Genomic DNA, 16,918 nt, shown 5'->3' with positions numbered 1-16,918 from the left:
CCCTTCGCCCCACGCGTCAGCAGAGGTCCGATCATGAGCGCCATCCCCGAGTCGTTTGCCCGCAAGACCGCCGAGGTCTCCGCGGAGGTCACCCGCCCGTTCCCGAACTCCGAGAAGCGTTACGTCGAGGGTTCGCGCGCGGACATCCGCGTGCCGTATCGCGAGGTCGCGCAGACGCCGACGATGACCTCCGGCACCCCCGACGAGAACCCGCCGATCCCGGTCTACGACACCTCCGGCCCCTACACCGACCCCGACGCAAGCATCGACCTGCACCGGGGGCTGGCGGACCTGCGCGGCCCCTGGATCGACGAACGCGCGGACACCGAGTGGCTGGACGGCCCGAGCTCCGAGTACGGCCGCGCCCGCGCCGCCGATCCGGAACTGGCCCGCCTGCGCTTCGAGCACATCCGCCCGCCGCGCCGCGCGAAGGCCGGCGCGAACGTCTCGCAGATGCACTACGCCCGGAAGGGCATCATCACCCCGGAGATGGAGTACGTCGCGATCCGCGAGAACAACCGCCTGCAGGAGCTGCGCGCCGACCCGCGCTACCGGAAGCTGCTGCGGCAACACGCCGGCGAGTCGTTCGGCGCCGCGATCCCGGACGAGATCACGCCCGAGTTCGTGCGCGAGGAGATCGCCCGCGGCCGCGCGATCATCCCCGCCAACATCAACCACCCGGAACTCGAGCCGATGATCATCGGCCGCAACTTCCGGGTGAAGGTGAACACCAACATCGGCAACTCCGCGGTCACCTCCTCGATCGAGGAGGAGGTGGAGAAGCTCGTGTGGTCCGCGCGCTGGGGCGGCGACACCCTGATGGACCTGTCCACCGGCAAGAACATCCACGAGACCCGCGAGTGGATCCTGCGCAACTCGCCGGTGCCGATCGGCACCGTGCCGATCTACCAGGCGCTGGAGAAGGTCGACGGCAAGCCCGAGGACCTGACCTGGGAGCTGTTCCGCGACACCCTGATCGAACAGGCCGAACAGGGCGTGGACTACTTCACCATCCACGCCGGCGTGCGCCTGCAGTACGTGCCGCTGACGGCCGACCGCGTGACCGGCATCGTCTCCCGCGGCGGCTCGATCATGGCCAAGTGGTGCCTGGCGCATCACCAGGAGAACTTCCTCTATACGCACTTCGACGAGATCTGCGAGATCATGAAGGCCTTCGACGTCTCCTTCTCGCTGGGCGACGGCCTGCGCCCCGGCTGCCTGGCCGATGCCAACGACGCCGCCCAGTTCGGCGAGCTGGAGACCCTGGGCGAGCTGACGCAGAAGGCCTGGGCGCACGACGTGCAGGTGATGATCGAGGGCCCCGGCCACGTCCCGCTGCAGAAGGTGAAGGAGAACGTCGACAAGGAGCTGGAGGACTGCTTCGAGGCGCCGTTCTACACCCTTGGCCCGCTGGTGACCGACATTGCCCCGGCCTACGACCACATCACCTCCGGCATCGGCGCGGCCAACATCGGCTGGTACGGCACCGCGATGCTCTGCTACGTGACACCGAAAGAGCATTTGGGCCTGCCCAACAAGCAGGACGTGCGCGACGGCATCATCACCTACAAGATCGCCGCCCACGCCGCCGACCTGGCCAAGGGCTTCCCCGGCGCGCAGCTGCAGGACAACGCCCTGTCCAAGGCACGCTTCGAGTTCCGCTGGGAGGACCAGTTCAACCTGGCACTGGACCCGGAGCGCGCGCGCGAATTCCACGACGAGACCCTGCCGAAGGAGGCGCACAAGGTCGCCCACTTCTGCTCCATGTGCGGCCCGAACTTCTGCTCCATGAAGATCACCCAGGACGTGCGCGACTATGCCGCGGCCCAGGGCATCAGCGCTGACGAGGCCCTGCAGAGGGGCATGCAGGAGAAGGCGGTGGAATTCGTCGAGAAGGGCGCGGAGATCTACCGGAAGACCTGAGGCCCCAACAACGAAACCCGGGTGGCAGCCCGGGACACGCTGATTCAATCGCAAGAGGCGATCATGGCGGCGTTATCGGCTGACGGGGAGGCGGGTTCTGTGACGAGCCACTAACCGATCGCTCGCCCCGCGCAGAATGGACGTCTACGCTTGTTGTACTGCGCCCGGCACAAGTACCGCCAGGAGGACCACGGCATCGCGACCGCCAGCCGCTATCGCAGCGCCAGCGCCCTCGCCGCGTTGCTGGCCGCCTGTCAGATTGGGGCGGCCACAGCCCGAGACGACGGAGCGGCCGTGCAGCAGCGGCCAGACATCTCGGTCTTCGCCTATGGCGCTCGCTGGACCGACACCCGCTTCGTCGAGATCCTCCAGTTCCAGACCGCGATGCAGGACTCGCACCTGGCGGCCGTGGGCATCTCTCGCCGCCTCCACCGCTTCAGTGACCATCTGCATCTCGGAGGCGAGATCAATGTCGCCCGGCACTGGGGTCAGCAGGATCACTTCGAACTAAACGCGGCCGCCAACCTGCGCTGGACCCGCTTCCCCTGGGACCACCTGGTGGACACCTCGGCCGCTTGGGGCATCGGCCCCTCGCGTGCCTTCGGCGATCCGGTCATCGAGGATCGCCGCCCCAGCCGCACCCAGGCGTTCATGATGGCCGAAGTCACCTTCGCGCCGTCCGCGTCACGAGAAAGTTCATGGGACGCCTTCCTGCGTATCCATCACCGCTCCGGCGTCTTTGGTGTGGTCAGCGATGCCAGCGGTTCCAATTTCATCGGCACCGGTGTCCGCTTTCACTTCGGCCCTCGATAACACGCTAACCGGCCACACCAGCGGCCGTCGGAAAACCACTACTGTGCCCTTGTCCGGGCTCAACGCACCTCGATGCGGTTGCGGCCGTTCTTCTTGGCCGCGTACAGGGCCTGGTCGGCCCGGTCGAAGGTATCGACCCGGCGCTCGCCCGGGCGGTATTCGGTCACACCGAAGCTCGCGGTGCGCCGCCCGACGGCGTCAAAGTCAAAGGCGTTGATCCGGGCCTGCAGGTCGCGGGCCGCCGCCTGCGCCTGCTCGGCGTCGGTCTGTGGCAGCAGCACGAAGAATTCCTCGCCGCCAATACGCCCAATGGCATCCACCTTGCGCAGGTTCTGGCGCAGAAGCTCGGCGAACTGTTTGAGGACCGTGTCACCGGTCCTGTGGCCCCAGGTATCGTTCACGGCCTTGAAGTAGTCGATGTCGATCAGGATCACAGAAAATGGCTGGCCATAGCGCTCGGTGCGCGCACACTCCTCCTCGAACAACTGCTCGATATGCGCACGATTCGACAATGAGGTCAGCTCGTCGACCTGCGCCGAATGCGCCAGCTCCCGTTGCTGCAGGAAGGTAAGTTTCAGGGCCCGTTCCAGCACGAAGGCACTCAGGCAACCAAACGAAAACGCCGCCAGCACCCACAGCAGGTGCAGCTGTAGCAAGCCGGTCTCCAGGGTCTGGAGGAGACTGGCCGCCACGACCAGCACCACGATCCCGGTAGCGGCCAGTGCGGCCTGACGCAGGGCCAGGCCCGAGATCGCAAAGGTCCACATGATGCTCAGATAGATCTCGGGGGCGAACACCAGAAACTGTGGCGAACCGGCATTCAGGTAGAGGTTGGCGGCATTCGCGACCACTGGCGCGATAATCAGCAAGGCCCACATCGGACGCTGGAGCGACGCGCGGAAAGTCATCGCCGCCACGGCCAGCAACATGCCGGGCACCAGCAAGCCATGGGCCAGCAGCCGCTGGCCCGACGCATCGACGGCTACCGTCTGCTCGATGGCGGCATACAACAGATATAGCGCAGCGGTCAGAAACGCGATGTAGCGCACCTGCGGAATGCGCGTGGCACGCAGCCAGGCCGCAAACCCTCGCCGTGTGTCCTCGCCCTCCGCGTATAGCGGATCCATCCGTCCCCGCAGTCGCCTTGCTATATCCAAGATCCTGTTCCTTGCTTGCCAGGGTCGGCCGTTATGACCCCGGCTTGCGGAAGCCGTTCCGGGCGGGAGATGGCCCTGCGGTTACTGCATGTGTTCGCCCATGGCGCCGAGGCCCATCATGCCAGCGCCAATGCCGAACAGCATGCCGACGATCATCAGGGCCAGGTAGATCAGCAGCAGCACGCCGAAGATGGTGAAGTAGATGCGCAGTCGGCTCAGCGCGTATTAAATCTCTAACGGGTCCTTGCTGTCGAATGCGCAATGCCAGACACCCGCCGCCCGCATGAGCATCACACCGGCCCAGATCGGGGTCCAGGCGATGATGATGCCGACAATGGACAGGGCGGTGAGCACGTCCGAGCGGATCAGCCTTTCGCACCGTGCTACGGCTCGCCCACGCGTACGGGGGGTACCCCAACGAGCGGTCGCTGCGAAACCTAACGCCGGACTCACGCGTCACCTTTCACTCGAATACCTATTTATGGGACTTGTAGGCTCGAGAACCCGCCTCAAGCGGGCCGGGCCGACTGTCACAAATAGGGGGACCAGCATGCGCGTCATTTCCGAACAAGGGTTCGCATGTTGTCGGACATCATTTCAGCGAGTCCTTGGCGCTTACCCGCAGCCCCGGACGCTCGTGCTTGCGGTTGCTGCCGCGCTTGGTGCCAGTATCGCAGCCCCACTGCATGCCGATGACGAGACGATCGAGATGGTCCTCCAGATTAACGATGACCGGATGGAAGCCCGGATCGTCGAACAGTCGGAGGGGTGGCTGACCCGCCGCAACAGCCTGCCTCTCACCCGTGAAGCCACAGGCATCGAGCTCGTGCACGACTGGATCGAGTCGCAGGAGGACCACGAGCCCCAGCAAGAGAACGCGGCCTTCATGGTGGGGATGGCATCCACCGTGTCCGAGGTGGATGCGACGGCGCTGGTCATTCAGGACGTGGATCAGGAAAACCACATTGAACGCGACCTGATGGTCGTGCAAAGCCAAGCCGGCTGGACGTCCCTGGAAAACACCGGGCATGCCGTAGCGGGTGACGACGGCCTGCGGCTGATCTCCCGCGCACGGACCCTGCAGACGCAGGGCGCCGGTCAGGTCAACGTTGCGGAACTCGAAGCGCAGGCCGAGGCGGGCGAGAACAGCCTCTCTGCAGGCATTCAGTCCAGCCTGCAGCGAAATACCCTGAGGCAGCACCGGGTGGTGTCGGAAAGCACGGTCGGGCGCTCCCGCCTGGTGAATAAGGGCCGTATAACGGCCGGAGGTGCCGGACTGCGCGCCGACCATTCGGCGTCTCGGGTCCAGGTCTTCGACACGGACCAGGTCAATACTTCGGGGCAGGACTTCGTGGGAACGGGCACCGAAATCACCGGGGACGGCTCGGGAGTGATCCTGGGTGATGTCTCAGTCGAGCAGGCCAACGAGCTGGGCCAGACCCATGTGGCCGCGGATTCTCGGTTGGGCGAACTTGCGATCGAGAACCACGGCGATATAACCAGCGGCGATCACGGAGTCGCAGCAATCCTGACCACCCCCGACACTCAGATCATGGATGCCATCCAGGAAAATACCTGGCAGGGCACGGCCGAACTGAGCGCGCCCTCGGGCGAGGTGGATGATTCGGGCAGCACGGGCACGCCTGGCGGTCTTGCCCTTTCCACTCGGTATGTTGAGCAATCGAGCGAGGCCAGCCAGACCGACATCGCGACCGCGACCAGCGTGGGCCATGGAAGGATCCACAATACCGGAAGCGTATCCGCAGAAGGATACGGGCTGGCCCTAGAGGTCGATGCGAGCCGGGTCCAGGTGCAACAGGTCGAACAGATCAACGACGTGACAGGCGACGCCAGCTCGGTGGCCGGGTCGGGCGGTGACGGTGGTGCCGGCGATCCAGACACGGGTGCAGACGGTGGCGCCGGGGGCAATGCGCTGGCAGAGCTGCGCCTGAATCAGTCCAACGAGCTGGCTCAAACCCTTGTACTGACTGATTCGCGTATCGGCCAGGCCGAGGTACGCAACGCGGGATCGGTCCAGGCGGGAGGGGGCGGCATCGTCGCACGCGTCTCTACCGACATCGTACAGGTGCAGGAAGGGGAGCAGGCCAATCAGGCAATGGATGCGTTTGACGCGACCGCGGGCGATGCTGGTGCCGGAGGCGCCGGGGATGTCGACGGTGGCGCCGGTGCGGATGGTGGGGATGGTGGGGATGGTGGGGACACTCTGGCAGAGCTCATCTGGTCGCAATCCAACGAGGCAGGCCAGATCGTGTTGTTGTCGCATAGCCGTCTTGCCGAAGTCGAAGTGGAGAACTCCGGTCGCGTGTTTGCCGGCGGCCGCGGCATCACCGCCGAAAGTGGGGTGTCACTGGTACAGGTACAGATTCTCGATCAGACCAACTCGGCAGAAGTCGAAACCAGACTTGTGGGCGGAGACGGAGGCGAAGGAGGCATCGGGTCGGACGGCAACGATGGTGACGGAGGAGCCGGAGGCTCCGCCGAATACCACCATCGGTTGGGTCAAGAAAACGAAAGCGAGCAGATCCTCCTGATATCCGGGGGATCGCTGGCCAGCACGAAAGTTTCGAATCACGGGGACATCCGTGCCGGGGGTGACGGCATCGTGGCGCGTGCGAACGCCGAGGTCGTCCAGAAGGAGCATGTCAATCAGGCCAATACCGATGAGATGCAGGAAGCAGGAGACGGCGCAGGCGGCGAGCCCGATGGGGAGGCCATAAACGACATATCGGTCGATCAATCCAATCACCGGGCCGGGATCATGGTGATCGATGCAGTGGAGGTCGCGCGGGTCCGGGTGGAACACCACGGCGAGATTGACGCGGACGGCCGAGGTATCGTCGCCCATTCCTCGATCAGCGGGGTGTCGGATTCCGCGACTGCCGTGTCTGTCCTGAGCTCCGGCCACATCCGGGCCGGGCAACAGGCGATCCATGCCATCAGCGACGGCGGGTCGGCGCGCGATATCGAGGTACGGATCACGGATGGGTCGGTGATCGGGGGGCCGGGATACTATGGGCTACAACTCGAGGGGTCGGGCAGCAACACGGTCTGGAACGACGGGGTGCTGACCTCGATGTCGCGGCGCGCCGTACTCGGTGGTGATGGCGACGACACGATTTACAACACGGGGTTGCTGGCAGGGGACGTGGACCTCGGAACTGGCAGTAACGCCCTGTTCAATCAGGAGGCCGGCCGGTTCGAGAGCGAGGCCATCGTCGACCTAAACGGCGGCACGCTGGAGAACCGCGGTTGGCTCAACCCGGGTGGCACAAATCGGATCGTGACCACCCAGGTCGCCGGTGACTGGACCAACACCGCTACTGGGCGCTATCAGGTTTCCCTGGACATGGTTTCCGGCGATTCCGATTTCCTGGATATCTCCGGAACCGCCTCCCTGAATGGCGAGGTCGTCCCCCGAATCCTGGTTCCGGACGATTCCGGAAGCTTCACCATCGCCGCGGCAACGGGCGGGGTCACGGACGAGGGGATGAATGTTCAAGATACGCTCTTCGTGGACTACAAACTGGACTTCTCCTCGGCCAGCGAGCTGGGCCTGAGCGCGGAAATCGACATCCCCGAAACGGTAACCGGACTGAACTCCAACCAGCAGTCCGTGCACGGGGTTATCGAAGGGCTGTGGGCGACGGGGTCAACAGGAGACCTCGACACCGTGTTCGGCGCCCTGCTCTCTGCCTCGGATGTTGCCGAATTGGCACAGGCCTACGAACAGCTCAGCCCCGAGCCCCATATGAACAGCGCCGCCAGCGCGACCCACGCGGCCGGCGTGTTCGCCAGTGACCTGCTTAGCTGCAGCGTGGACTCCGGCGCACATGTCCATGTGCGCCAGGGCGAGTGCGCCTGGGTACGGCTCGGACGGCGGAATCTGGACCAGGATTCCACCTCGCGCCAGGCTGGATTCGAGGAAAACAGTATCTCGGTATCCACCGGCGTGCAACGCGCACTTGCCAACGACTGGCATCTCGGAGGCGGAGTGGGATTCGAACGCGGCGATGTACAGTCGGATTCCGGCGCGCAGACAGAAGTGGACCGCATGCATGCCGGCGCTGTACTCAAATATGCTCCAGGGCCGTGGATGGTTTCTGGGTCAGTGTCGGGCGGTTACGGCTGGCATGACAGCACGCGCGTCGTCGACTTCACCGGCGAACCATCCGAACTCACTGCCGACTATCGCGTACGCCACCTGGGGATCGACCTCCATGCGCAGTACGAGATCGATCTAGGTGGGTCCTACCTCAAGCCCTATGCCGGGCTTGGCTACCGGCAGGTCCGCCTGGGTGGATTCTCCGAAAGCGGTGGGCCCGAGGCACTGGACGTGGACAGCGAGCGCGACCGCGCCGGCAGTATCGCGCTGGGTACACGCTGGGGTACCGAATTCGAGACCGGAAATGACACACTTGTACGCCCCTATCTCTCGGCGGGCGCCACTCGGTATACCTCGGACGAGACCCAACTTACAGCCTCGTTCCAGGGGGGCGGCGATTCGTTTCGAATCAGCCGAAGCCGTGACCGCACAGTGGCGGACATGGGCGCTGGTCTGGAAATTCTCGCTGGGGACTCCGGTTCGGTTCGTGTGGACTACCGTGGCCGCTTCTCCAACAACATGACGGATCACGCCATCGGGATGCGGGTGCAGATCCCGTTCTAGCCGCCGACCAAATGACCGGGGGCCTGCTGCGCACCTACATGTGTTCGCCCATGGCGCCGAGGCCCATCATGCCAGCGCCAATGCCGAACAGCATGCCGACGATCATCAGGGCCAGGTAGATCAGCAGCAGCACGCCGAAGATGGTGAAGTAGATGCGCAGTCGGCTTAGTGCGTACTTGATCTCCAGCGGGTCGGCGCTGTCGAAGGCGCGCTGCGAGGCGCCCGCCGCCTGCATCAGCACCACCCCGGCCCAGATCGGGATCCAGGCAATCAGGATGCCGACAATGGACAGGGCAGTGAGCACGCCCGAGATGATCAGCATGATACCGATCAGCTGCATCCAGAACTTGCCGCGCACCAGTGGTTCGATCAGTTCGCGAAGCTGCGGGTTGCCTGTCGATTCTGCTTCCATGCGAATACTCCTGTCCGTTGGGTTGGGAACGGTTCCGAGCATAGCAGCCTGACCGGGGCACCGTGCATTGTTCGCCATTGGGGCGAAAGGCATACTCGGGCGGTACACCGCAGCTGCGCAATGGAGGCCGCATGAGCGATCAGGGACGAGACAGTGAACGCGAGCGTAGTGGGCCGCAAGGGACCATGCTGTTCCAGGGCGCGACTTTGCCCGAGACGGAAGCCACCGCAGAGCAGTCGCGAACGCCCCCCGGTGGACACCCCGTCCTGGTGGGCGTCGCCGAACCCTTCCGCCAGCAACGCCTGACCCTCAAACCCGGCAAGCAGTCCGTCGGCCGACAGGGCGACAATGACATCGTGCTGCAGGAAGGCAGTGTCTCGTCGCAACACGCCTGGCTGGTCAACGACGGCGGGGCCTGCCGCGTGGTCAACCTTCTCTCGACGAACGGCACCTGGGTGAACGAGCGCAAGGTGCACGAGGCCACGCTGAATGACGGCGACCATGTCCGTTTCGGGCGCGCGGAGTTCATCTTCCGGCGCCGGGATGACGGCTCCGAGGCCGTGCCCGTCGGTGGCGTCCGGCGGTCCTCCTGGCGCTGGATCGGCGTGGCAGTGGCGATTCTGGTGCTCGCCGCGGTCGCGCGCATCCTGCTCGAAAACACCTGAACGAGCCGTCCGGCGTGCAGCGCATCGGTCGCTATGGCGTAGGCGAGGAGATCGGTCGCGGGGCGATGGCCGTAATCTATCGCGGCTTCGACCCGGAGATTCGCCGCGAACTTGCGATCAAGTGCCTGCAGGATGACTACGCACGCCGGCCCGAGTATCGCCGCCGGTTTCTGGTGGAGGCGCGCGCAGCCGGCACACTGACCCACCCGGGGATCGTGACGATCTTCGACGTCGGCGAATCCGGGGACCGCCCGTTTATCGCGATGGAACTGCTGGACGGGATTACGCTCGCCGCCTTCGCCGAGCAGTTCCGCCCGCTGCTATTGCGCAACGTACTCAAGATCGCGATCCAGCTGACCGAGGCGCTCGATTACGCCCACCGCAATGGTGTGGTGCATCGCGATATCAAGCCGGAGAACATCATCGTCACCAGCGCCACGGTGAACATCAAGGTGATGGACTTCGGCATCGCCCAGACCCTGAATGATCCTGCCTGGCGGGCCGATTCGGATGGCTACGTCGCCGGCTCGCCCCACTACATGGCTCCGGAACAGATTCGTGGCCTGTCCACCGACGCCCGAGCGGACCTCTACTCGGTGGGGGTCGTCCTGTATGAACTGCTCACCGGCTCGACACCCTTTCGCGGGCACGAGGTCGAAGGGCTGCTGACCCGAGTGGTGCGCGACCCGCCACCGCCCTTGCGCCCGATCGTCCGGGATTGCCCCCCGGAGCTGATCGAGCTGGTCGAACGGCTGCTGGAGAAACAACCGGACCAGCGCTACCAGTCAGCCGGAGAGCTGCTAGTAGAGCTGCAACGGATCGACGAAGAGCGCATGGAACGCGAACGCGCCGGCGCCGGACGGCGGATCATCCCGCTGCGGTGGCGCTGGCCGGCAATCCTCGGAGCGACCGTGGCCATCACGCTGGCAGCCGCCGGCGCCCTGGTGCAGAAAAAACAGAACGAGGTGATCACGGACCTGGCCTTCGACTACGGGTCCACGCTGGCGCAGATCATCTCGGTGGAGAGCGCGGAGGACCTGCTGCTGGAGGACACCATCGCCGTACAGGGGCGGCTGCAGGACATGCAGGACAATCGCGAGATCGCGCTATTGAGCGTGGCGGACCACCAGGGGCGCGTGGTGGCGAGCAGCGATCGCGCATCGCTTGGCAGCCCATTTGAATCGCCCCCGGAGGAGCACCTGCTGACCCGTCGCGGGGGCCAGGCGATCTGGTCTCTGGAGGACCCGGACGGGCGCGAGATGTTCCTGTTCGAGGCACCCGTGCGCTTTCAGGAGATCGAGATCGGGCGGCTGCAGGTGGGCCTCTCGACCCGCTCGCTGCGTGCCGCCAATCAGACCACACTGCTGGCCCTGACGCTGCTCGCGCTGGTGACGTTGCTGGCCGTTTCGCTGGGTGCTTACGTACTCGCACGACGGCTGCAGGCGCCACTGGACACTCTGCGCGGGGCCCTCGATCAGATCGGACAAGGCCGGCTGGACACGCGCATCCGCGCCCGGCGACGCGATGATTTCGAACGGGTATATGCCGCCTACAACGCGATGGCGGACTCGCTGGAGGCGCGCATGAAGCAGCGCCCGGCACCCCAACAGCAAGCCCCGCAAGCGGAATCCGACAGCGAGCGGACGCTGATACTGGAGGAGGATACGGAGGCGGACCGCCCGGAACGGACGCCCCCCGCCTGAGCAAGCCGAGCCCCGGCTACAAGAGCTCGGTGTCGCCGTGCGAATAGGGTGGCGCGCAACTACACAGGATATGCAGCGGCTCGGTCCCGGTATTGCGGATGTTATGCGGGGTGCCGGGGTGGATGCAGACGGTATCCCCGACCGTCACCTCGAAGGTCTCCTCCCCGAGCCGCATCTCTCCGCGTCCGCGGGTGATGTGGTAGAGCTCCTCGGTCTGCGCATGGCGATGCAGGTGCGTGGTCGCACCCGGGGCGACCACTGCCTCGGCGAGGCTCTGGGCCGCATTGCCATGGGAATCCGGGTGCATCAGCTCGCGGATTTCGGAGCCGTCCTTGGTGTCATAGGCCGGGATGTCGTCGTAGCGCGTATACATGATCGGCCTCATGCCGGCTCGGGGACTTCCTCGAGCAACAGGCTGCAGCCACCCATTGCGGCGGGCTTGGGTACCCCCATCAATTCCAGCACCGTCGGGGCCACATCGGCCAGACCGCCGCCGGTACGCAGACGCCAGCGCTGCGAGTCGGTAATCATGCACATCACCGGGTAGATCGTGTGCTGGGTGTGCGGGTCGCCGGTCACCGGGTCGATGTACTCGTCGCAGTTGCCGTGGTCAGCGGTCACGATCACGGAATAACCCGCATCCTTCGCGGCATCCAGCACGCGTCCGACCTCGCGATCCAGCACCTCGACCGCCTGGAGCAGGGCCTCGCGCTTGGCCGTGTGGCCCACCATGTCGCCATTGGCAAAGTTCACCAGGATGAACCCGTAGCGCCCGCCTTCCATGGCTTTGATGGTCTCGTCGGCCACCTCAACCGCGCTCATCTCCGGCTGTTCGTCGTAGGTATCCACTGGCGGCGAGGGCACCATCACGCGCTGTTCTCCGGCGTAGGGCTCTTCCTTCCCGCCATTGAAGAAAAAGGTGACGTGGGCGTACTTCTCGGTCTCCGCGCAGTGGAACTGCGGGATACCGGCAGAGGCGATCGTGCTCCCCAGGGTGGTCGAGGGGCGCTCGGGCGGGAAGGCGATCGGCGACAGGAAGCGCGGGTCGTACTCGGTCAGACAGGTCTCGGCCACCGGGCGGAATTCACCACGGTCAAAGCCGTCGAAGTCGTCCAGCCCCAGCGCGGCCGTCAGTTGACGCGGCCGGTCGTTGCGGAAGTTGAACAGCACGCAGACCGCGTCCTGCCCGAGCGGGGCACCGCCGTTGATGATGCGGGGATTGATGAACTCGTCGTCCTCGCCGGCGGCGTAGGCGGCCTCGATGGCCTCGCGCACCGACCCTGCGGGCTCGCCCTCGGCGTAGGCAATCGCGCGGAAGGCCTTTTCGGTGCGGCTCCAGCGCTTGTCGCGATCCATGGCGTAATAACGACCGCATACCGTGGCAATGGCGCCGCCGGCGCTGGCCAGCTCCTCTTCCAGCGGGTCGAGGTAGTTGAGCGCGGAACGCGGGGCCGTGTCGCGACCGTCGGTGATCATGTGCACCATCGGCCGGGCGCCTTCGCGCTGGCAGATCTCGACCAGCGCGCGCAGGTGGCGGATATGCGAATGAACGCCACCATCGGACACCAGGCCAATCAGGTGCAGCGGCAGGTCATTATTCGCGGCCGCGCGGGCGGCACTGACCAGGGCGTCGTTCTCGTAAAAACTGCCATCGGCGATGGAGTCGTCGATGCGCACCAGATCCTGGTTGATCACGGTCCCGGCACCCAGGGTCAAATGGCCCACCTCGGAGTTGCCCATCTGGCCATCCGGCAGGCCGACGGCGCGGCCACAGGCATCCAGCGTGGTATGCGCATGGGTAGACAGGTACTCGTCAAGGCGCGGCGTGTTGGCCTCGGCGTAGGCGTTGTTCACCTTGGAGGGGTTTACTCCGACCCCGTCCATAACGATCAGCAGGACGGGGCGGCGGGGGGTCGGACGCGGGTCGGCCATCGCGGGTTCATTACCTGGGTCAATGGGTTATCCGGGCATTTTAGCAAGTTCCAATGCGCAGATGGACACCGCGGGGATCCAGTAGACGCTGGCGTGTGAAACAGTCAGCGTCTACCGGGAAACACCGATCAATGTTTCCTAGCGGAAACGCCCCTCGTCATAGTCTTCCTGCGAGGGCCCCTCGTCGGCCCGGGCATCGTCACGGGCAGGTTCCTGAGGCGTGTCATCTTGCGACAGATCGGTGCCTGGAGTTTCGTCCGTCTGCGATTCCGAGGACTTGCGCGCCTCTTTCTGGCGCTGGAGCTCGGCCTGTTCCGCCTCGATGCGGTCGAGTTCGGCATCCATCTCCTCGTCGGTCATCGGGGTGTAGCCCGCGCGCGCGGAGGCCGGGGTCTCCCGAGCCCCGGCGCTGGAGCTGGAGCTGGCCGCTCCAGCCGTGGCCGTGGCGGCTGCGGCCTTGCGGCTAGAGGTGCCAGACGCACCCTTGCCGCCACCACCAGGCCCACCGTCCGGGTCGTCGGGCCCATCGCCGGAGTCATCGCTCAGGTCATCGGGCTCATCGCCCCCTTGCGCGCGACGCTTCTCGGCCTTCTTGCGCTCCATGATGCGCGAGAGGATCAGGCCAATCTCGAACAGCAGCCACATCGGCAAGGCCAGCAGCGTCTGCGAGATGATATCCGGCGGCGTGAGCACCATGCCGATCAGGAACACCCCCACGATCACGTAGGGGCGCTTCTTGGCCAGCTTGTCGGGTGTGGTCGCCCCCAGCGAGACCAGAAGAATCGTCGCCACCGGCACCTCGAATGCGATGCCGAACGCGATGAACAGCATGATCACGAACGAGAGATAGCGCGAGATGTCGGTCATCACCGAGACCCCCTCGGGGGCGGTCGCGGTGAAGAAGGCGAAGATCAGCGGAAAAACAACGAAATACGCGAAGGCCATCCCGAGGTAGAACAGGATGGTGGACGAGGCCACCAGCGGAAGGGCCATGTTCTTTTCGTGGCTGTACAGCCCCGGCGCAACAAACGACCAGACCTGATAGAGCAGGTACGGGATGCTGATCACCACCGCCAACAGCAGGACCAGCTTGAACGGGATCAGGAACGGCGCGGCGACGTCGATCGCGATCATGCTGGTGCCTTCCGGCAGGTGCTGCATCAGCGGATCCGCCAGCCACGTGTATATCGGGTTGGCGAACGGGAACAGCACCAGGAACACCACCAGAATGGCGATGAACATCCTGAGGACACGATCACGCAGCTCGATCAGGTGCGTGAGCAGGGTTTCGGTGGCCTCCGGACTCGGTTCGACCTCCGGCTTGGTCTTGCTCATGAGTGCTTGTCGGGGGCCTGGTCGTCGTGAGTGGAGTCGCTTGACTGGTCCGGGGCGGCATCCTGGCGGTCCGCGGACTCGGGGGTATCCGACTTCGCGGTGCGACGCGGGCGCACAGCCGGCTTCTTGCGCTTGGGTCGATCCGCCTCTCCAGCGCGTGCCTTGCGTTCGGCTTCCAGCGCCGGGTCGTCGGTCATCAGGTTGCCGTCTATACCCGAGCGGGTCGGCACCCGACGCACTTCAGCCTGCTCGGGATCGGCCTCGTCCTGGGCGTCGTCCGCATCCGCCGGGCGGCGCTCACGCACGGCCGGCTTCTTCGTCTGTTTATCCGTTGCAGCGCGCTTGTCGTCCAGGGCCTTCAGGTGGTCCTGCGTCAGGCCCTTGCGGGCGGCGGCCTTCCCCTCGATGTCCTCGCGCAGATCCTTTTCGGTTTCCTCGATGTCCTCGCGGAGATCCTTCTCGGTCTCCTCCATGGTGCCCTTGAGCTGACGGATCTCGCGCTCCTGGCTCTGGAGCATCTTGCGCAGCTCGTCGGTCTGTAGTTCCTGCTCGAAATCCGAACGCACGCTGTGCACGAAACGCCGGGTCTTGCCCACCCAGCGGCCGATCTCGCGCGCAAGGCCGGGCAGCCGCTCCGGTCCGACGACCAGGAGCGCGACCAGCACGATGATGATGATCTCCCAGAAACCGATGTCGAACATGCGCTAGCGCCGCCCGAGTCCGGCCGTTCCGCGCGGGGCGCGGATCAGGATTTCTTGTCCGACTGCGAGGTCTCGGTTTCCTGCTCCGAGCTGTTCTTCACCTCGCCGTCGACCACACGCCCCTTGTCGCCGGTCTGGTCCTCGACCTCAGGGGTCTCGCCATCCTGGCCTTCCGCGTTGTCATCCTGCTTGTTCTGGCCGTCCGGGTCCTTGACCGCCTGACGGAAGTTCTTCAGCGCGGAGCCGACGTCACCGCCCATGTTGCGCAGTTTCTTCGTGCCGAACAGCAGCACGACGATGAGCAGGATAATAAGAAGTTGCCAGATGCTGATGCCACCAATACCCATGGACTCTCTCCAAGATCATTCAACTTTGGGATAAGCCTGAACGGCGCCAGGCCCATAATCAATACGCAGCGTTTTATTTATCGTTTTTATCAGAGCGCTGCCCACTGGCCCGGCGCGCGGCCTTTTCCGCGATACCGGACAACCCGAAGCGCCGAGCCAGCTCGTCGAGGACGTCGTCGGGGTGGCGGCCCCGGGCCGCGAGCACAATCAGGCTATGAAACCACAGGTCCGCCATCTCCGACACCAGCGCGTCGCTGTCGTCGTTCTTGCCGGCGATGATGGTCTCCGCCGACTCCTCGCCGAGCTTCTTCAGCATTTCGTCGAGCCCCCGGGCGTGCAGCTTCGCCACGTAGGACTGCTCCGGGTCGGCCTGGCGCCGCTGTTCGATCACCTCGGCCAGCGCGCTCAGGAGTTCGGCACCCGCCCGGGCATCTGACGCACGCCCGGCCATCAGGCGGCCACCCCAGCGTCGTTCGGCCGTACGGGCACACCTGCCGCGGCCATCGCGTCCTTGGCCTCGCCCACCGTGTGCTGACCGAAATGGAAGATGCTGGCCGCCAGCACTGCGTCGGCATGGCCTTCGGTCACGCCCTCGACCAGGTGCTGCAACTCGCCCACGCCGCCGGAGGCAATGACCGGGATACCCACCGCATCGCTGACCGCCCGGGTCAGTTCCAGATCGAACCCGATCCGGGTGCCATCACGATCCATGCTGGTCAGCAGGATCTCGCCGGCCCCGAGGGACTCCATCCGCTGCGCCCACTCGACGACTTCCAGATCGGTCTCGCGGCGCCCACCGTGGGTGAACACCTCCCAGCGAGGGGACTCGCCTTCCGCGCTGACGCGCTTGGCGTCGATCGCCACCACGATGCACTGGCTGCCGACCCAGTCGGCCGCCTCGCGCACCAGCTCCGGGCGGTGCACGGCGGCGGTATTGATCGAGACCTTGTCGGCCCCGGCATTCAGCAGGCGGCGGATGTCCTCCACCGCCCGCACGCCGCCACCCACGGTCAGCGGGATAAAGACCTCGCGCGCCACCTCCTCGACCACATGCAGGATGGTGTCGCGATCATCACTGGAGGCCGTGATATCGAGGAAGGTGATCTCGTCCGCGCCCTGCGCGTTGTAGCGCCGCGCGATCTCCACCGGGTCGCCGGCATCGCGGATGCCGACAAAGTTCACGCCCTTGACGACGCGGCCGGCATCGACATCCAGGCAGGGGATGATGCGCTTGGCCAGCATC

At 65.2% G+C, this 16,918-nt stretch carries 14 protein-coding genes and 1 pseudogene; 5 read left to right on the top strand and 10 right to left on the bottom strand.

Annotation, left to right across the window (positions count from 1 at the left end; translation table 11 throughout):
• The first annotated feature begins 33 nt into the window (after positions 1-33).
• Positions 34-1,923, top strand: a complete 1,890-nt coding sequence (thiC, locus tag F466_RS0102890) for a phosphomethylpyrimidine synthase ThiC (RefSeq protein ID WP_018993408.1) — start codon at positions 34-36, stop codon at positions 1,921-1,923.
• 153 nt (positions 1,924-2,076) lie between these two features.
• Complete coding sequence (locus F466_RS0102880) at positions 2,077-2,736, top strand: hypothetical protein (RefSeq protein WP_018993407.1); 660 nt, start codon at positions 2,077-2,079, stop codon at positions 2,734-2,736.
• Positions 2,737-2,795: 59 nt separating this feature from the next.
• On the opposite strand, the gene F466_RS0102875 is transcribed toward F466_RS0102880, so the two are convergent.
• Positions 2,796-3,863: a diguanylate cyclase gene (locus F466_RS0102875; protein ID WP_012981553.1), complete on the bottom strand. Its 1,068-nt coding sequence runs from the start codon at positions 3,861-3,863 to the stop codon at positions 2,796-2,798.
• Between the two features lie 111 nt (positions 3,864-3,974).
• Positions 3,975-4,262 (bottom strand): annotated as a pseudogene (locus tag F466_RS13765) (DUF5362 family protein); the annotation flags it as partial.
• Between the two features lie 268 nt (positions 4,263-4,530).
• Between F466_RS13765 and F466_RS0102860 the strand changes: the two are divergent.
• Positions 4,531-8,580, top strand: coding sequence for an autotransporter outer membrane beta-barrel domain-containing protein (locus tag F466_RS0102860; RefSeq protein WP_026296401.1), 4,050 nt, complete (start codon positions 4,531-4,533; stop codon positions 8,578-8,580).
• A 34-nt stretch (positions 8,581-8,614) separates the two neighbouring features.
• On the opposite strand, the gene F466_RS0102855 is transcribed toward F466_RS0102860, so the two are convergent.
• Positions 8,615-8,992 (bottom strand): DUF5362 family protein, encoded by a 378-nt coding sequence (locus F466_RS0102855; protein ID WP_018139869.1) that lies wholly within the window; start codon positions 8,990-8,992, stop codon positions 8,615-8,617.
• A gap of 131 nt (positions 8,993-9,123) precedes the next feature.
• Between F466_RS0102855 and F466_RS0102850 the strand changes: the two genes are divergently transcribed.
• Together F466_RS0102850 and F466_RS0102845 are read left to right on the top strand one after the other, a co-directional pair.
• Positions 9,124-9,657 carry an FHA domain-containing protein gene (locus F466_RS0102850; protein WP_012981551.1) on the top strand — a complete coding sequence of 178 codons (534 nt, stop codon included), beginning with the start codon at positions 9,124-9,126 and terminating at the stop codon, positions 9,655-9,657.
• Between the two features lie 14 nt (positions 9,658-9,671).
• The gene (locus F466_RS0102845) at positions 9,672-11,360 is read left to right on the top strand and encodes a serine/threonine-protein kinase (RefSeq protein ID WP_012981550.1); all 1,689 of its coding nucleotides are present in this window, start codon (positions 9,672-9,674) and stop codon (positions 11,358-11,360) included.
• Positions 11,361-11,376: 16 nt separating this feature from the next.
• Here F466_RS0102845 and F466_RS0102840 read toward each other — a convergent pair whose 3' ends face one another.
• The 7 genes from F466_RS0102840 to hisF all read right to left on the bottom strand — a co-directional run bounded on the left by F466_RS0102840 (position 11,377) and on the right by hisF (position 16,917).
• Positions 11,377-11,733, bottom strand: coding sequence for a cupin domain-containing protein (locus F466_RS0102840; RefSeq protein WP_012981549.1), 357 nt, complete (start codon positions 11,731-11,733; stop codon positions 11,377-11,379).
• Between the two features lie 8 nt (positions 11,734-11,741).
• Positions 11,742-13,292: a 2,3-bisphosphoglycerate-independent phosphoglycerate mutase gene (gpmI, locus tag F466_RS0102835; protein ID WP_018993405.1), complete on the bottom strand. Its 1,551-nt coding sequence runs from the start codon at positions 13,290-13,292 to the stop codon at positions 11,742-11,744.
• A 138-nt stretch (positions 13,293-13,430) separates the two neighbouring features.
• Positions 13,431-14,627, bottom strand: coding sequence for a twin-arginine translocase subunit TatC (gene tatC, locus F466_RS0102830; RefSeq protein WP_012981547.1), 1,197 nt, complete (start codon positions 14,625-14,627; stop codon positions 13,431-13,433).
• Positions 14,624-15,328 carry a Sec-independent protein translocase protein TatB gene (gene tatB / locus F466_RS0102825; RefSeq protein ID WP_018993404.1) on the bottom strand — a complete coding sequence of 235 codons (705 nt, stop codon included), beginning with the start codon at positions 15,326-15,328 and terminating at the stop codon, positions 14,624-14,626. The genes tatC and tatB overlap by 4 nt, the downstream gene beginning before the upstream one ends.
• Positions 15,329-15,372: 44 nt before the next feature.
• Positions 15,373-15,675, bottom strand: coding sequence for a twin-arginine translocase TatA/TatE family subunit (gene tatA / locus F466_RS0102820; protein ID WP_012981545.1), 303 nt, complete (start codon positions 15,673-15,675; stop codon positions 15,373-15,375).
• 73 nt (positions 15,676-15,748) lie between these two features.
• The gene (locus tag F466_RS0102815) at positions 15,749-16,126 is read right to left on the bottom strand and encodes a phosphoribosyl-ATP diphosphatase (RefSeq protein WP_012981544.1); all 378 of its coding nucleotides are present in this window, start codon (positions 16,124-16,126) and stop codon (positions 15,749-15,751) included.
• Positions 16,126-16,917 carry an imidazole glycerol phosphate synthase subunit HisF gene (gene hisF, locus F466_RS0102810; RefSeq protein WP_012981543.1) on the bottom strand — a complete coding sequence of 264 codons (792 nt, stop codon included), beginning with the start codon at positions 16,915-16,917 and terminating at the stop codon, positions 16,126-16,128. Before hisF ends, F466_RS0102815 begins: the two co-directional genes overlap by 1 nt.
• Position 16,918 lies beyond the last annotated feature (1 nt).

Source organism: Thioalkalivibrio sp. ALgr1 (assembly GCF_000378285.1).
Taxonomy (GTDB): Bacteria; Pseudomonadota; Gammaproteobacteria; order Ectothiorhodospirales; family Ectothiorhodospiraceae; genus Thioalkalivibrio.
Note: the sequence above shows the minus strand (reverse complement) of the source record. Positions and strands in the feature narration are given on the sequence as shown.

Excerpts from the sequence above, each read along its gene's own strand:
- F466_RS0102855 (WP_018139869.1), bottom strand. The coding sequence starts at position 8,992 with ATGGAAGCAGAATCGACAGGCAACCCGCAGCTTCGCGAACTGATCGAA.
- F466_RS0102850 (WP_012981551.1), top strand. The coding sequence starts at position 9,124 with ATGAGCGATCAGGGACGAGACAGTGAACGCGAGCGTAGTGGGCCGCAA.
- gpmI (WP_018993405.1), bottom strand. The coding sequence starts at position 13,292 with ATGGCCGACCCGCGTCCGACCCCCCGCCGCCCCGTCCTGCTGATCGTT.
- F466_RS0102815 (WP_012981544.1), bottom strand. The coding sequence starts at position 16,126 with ATGGCCGGGCGTGCGTCAGATGCCCGGGCGGGTGCCGAACTCCTGAGC.
- F466_RS0102875 (WP_012981553.1), bottom strand. The coding sequence starts at position 3,863 with ATGGATCCGCTATACGCGGAGGGCGAGGACACACGGCGAGGGTTTGCG.
- tatC (WP_012981547.1), bottom strand. The coding sequence starts at position 14,627 with ATGAGCAAGACCAAGCCGGAGGTCGAACCGAGTCCGGAGGCCACCGAA.
- F466_RS0102840 (WP_012981549.1), bottom strand. The coding sequence starts at position 11,733 with ATGTATACGCGCTACGACGACATCCCGGCCTATGACACCAAGGACGGC.
- hisF (WP_012981543.1), bottom strand. The coding sequence starts at position 16,917 with ATGCTGGCCAAGCGCATCATCCCCTGCCTGGATGTCGATGCCGGCCGC.
- tatA (WP_012981545.1), bottom strand. The coding sequence starts at position 15,675 with ATGGGTATTGGTGGCATCAGCATCTGGCAACTTCTTATTATCCTGCTC.
- tatB (WP_018993404.1), bottom strand. The coding sequence starts at position 15,328 with ATGTTCGACATCGGTTTCTGGGAGATCATCATCATCGTGCTGGTCGCG.
- thiC (WP_018993408.1), top strand. The coding sequence starts at position 34 with ATGAGCGCCATCCCCGAGTCGTTTGCCCGCAAGACCGCCGAGGTCTCC.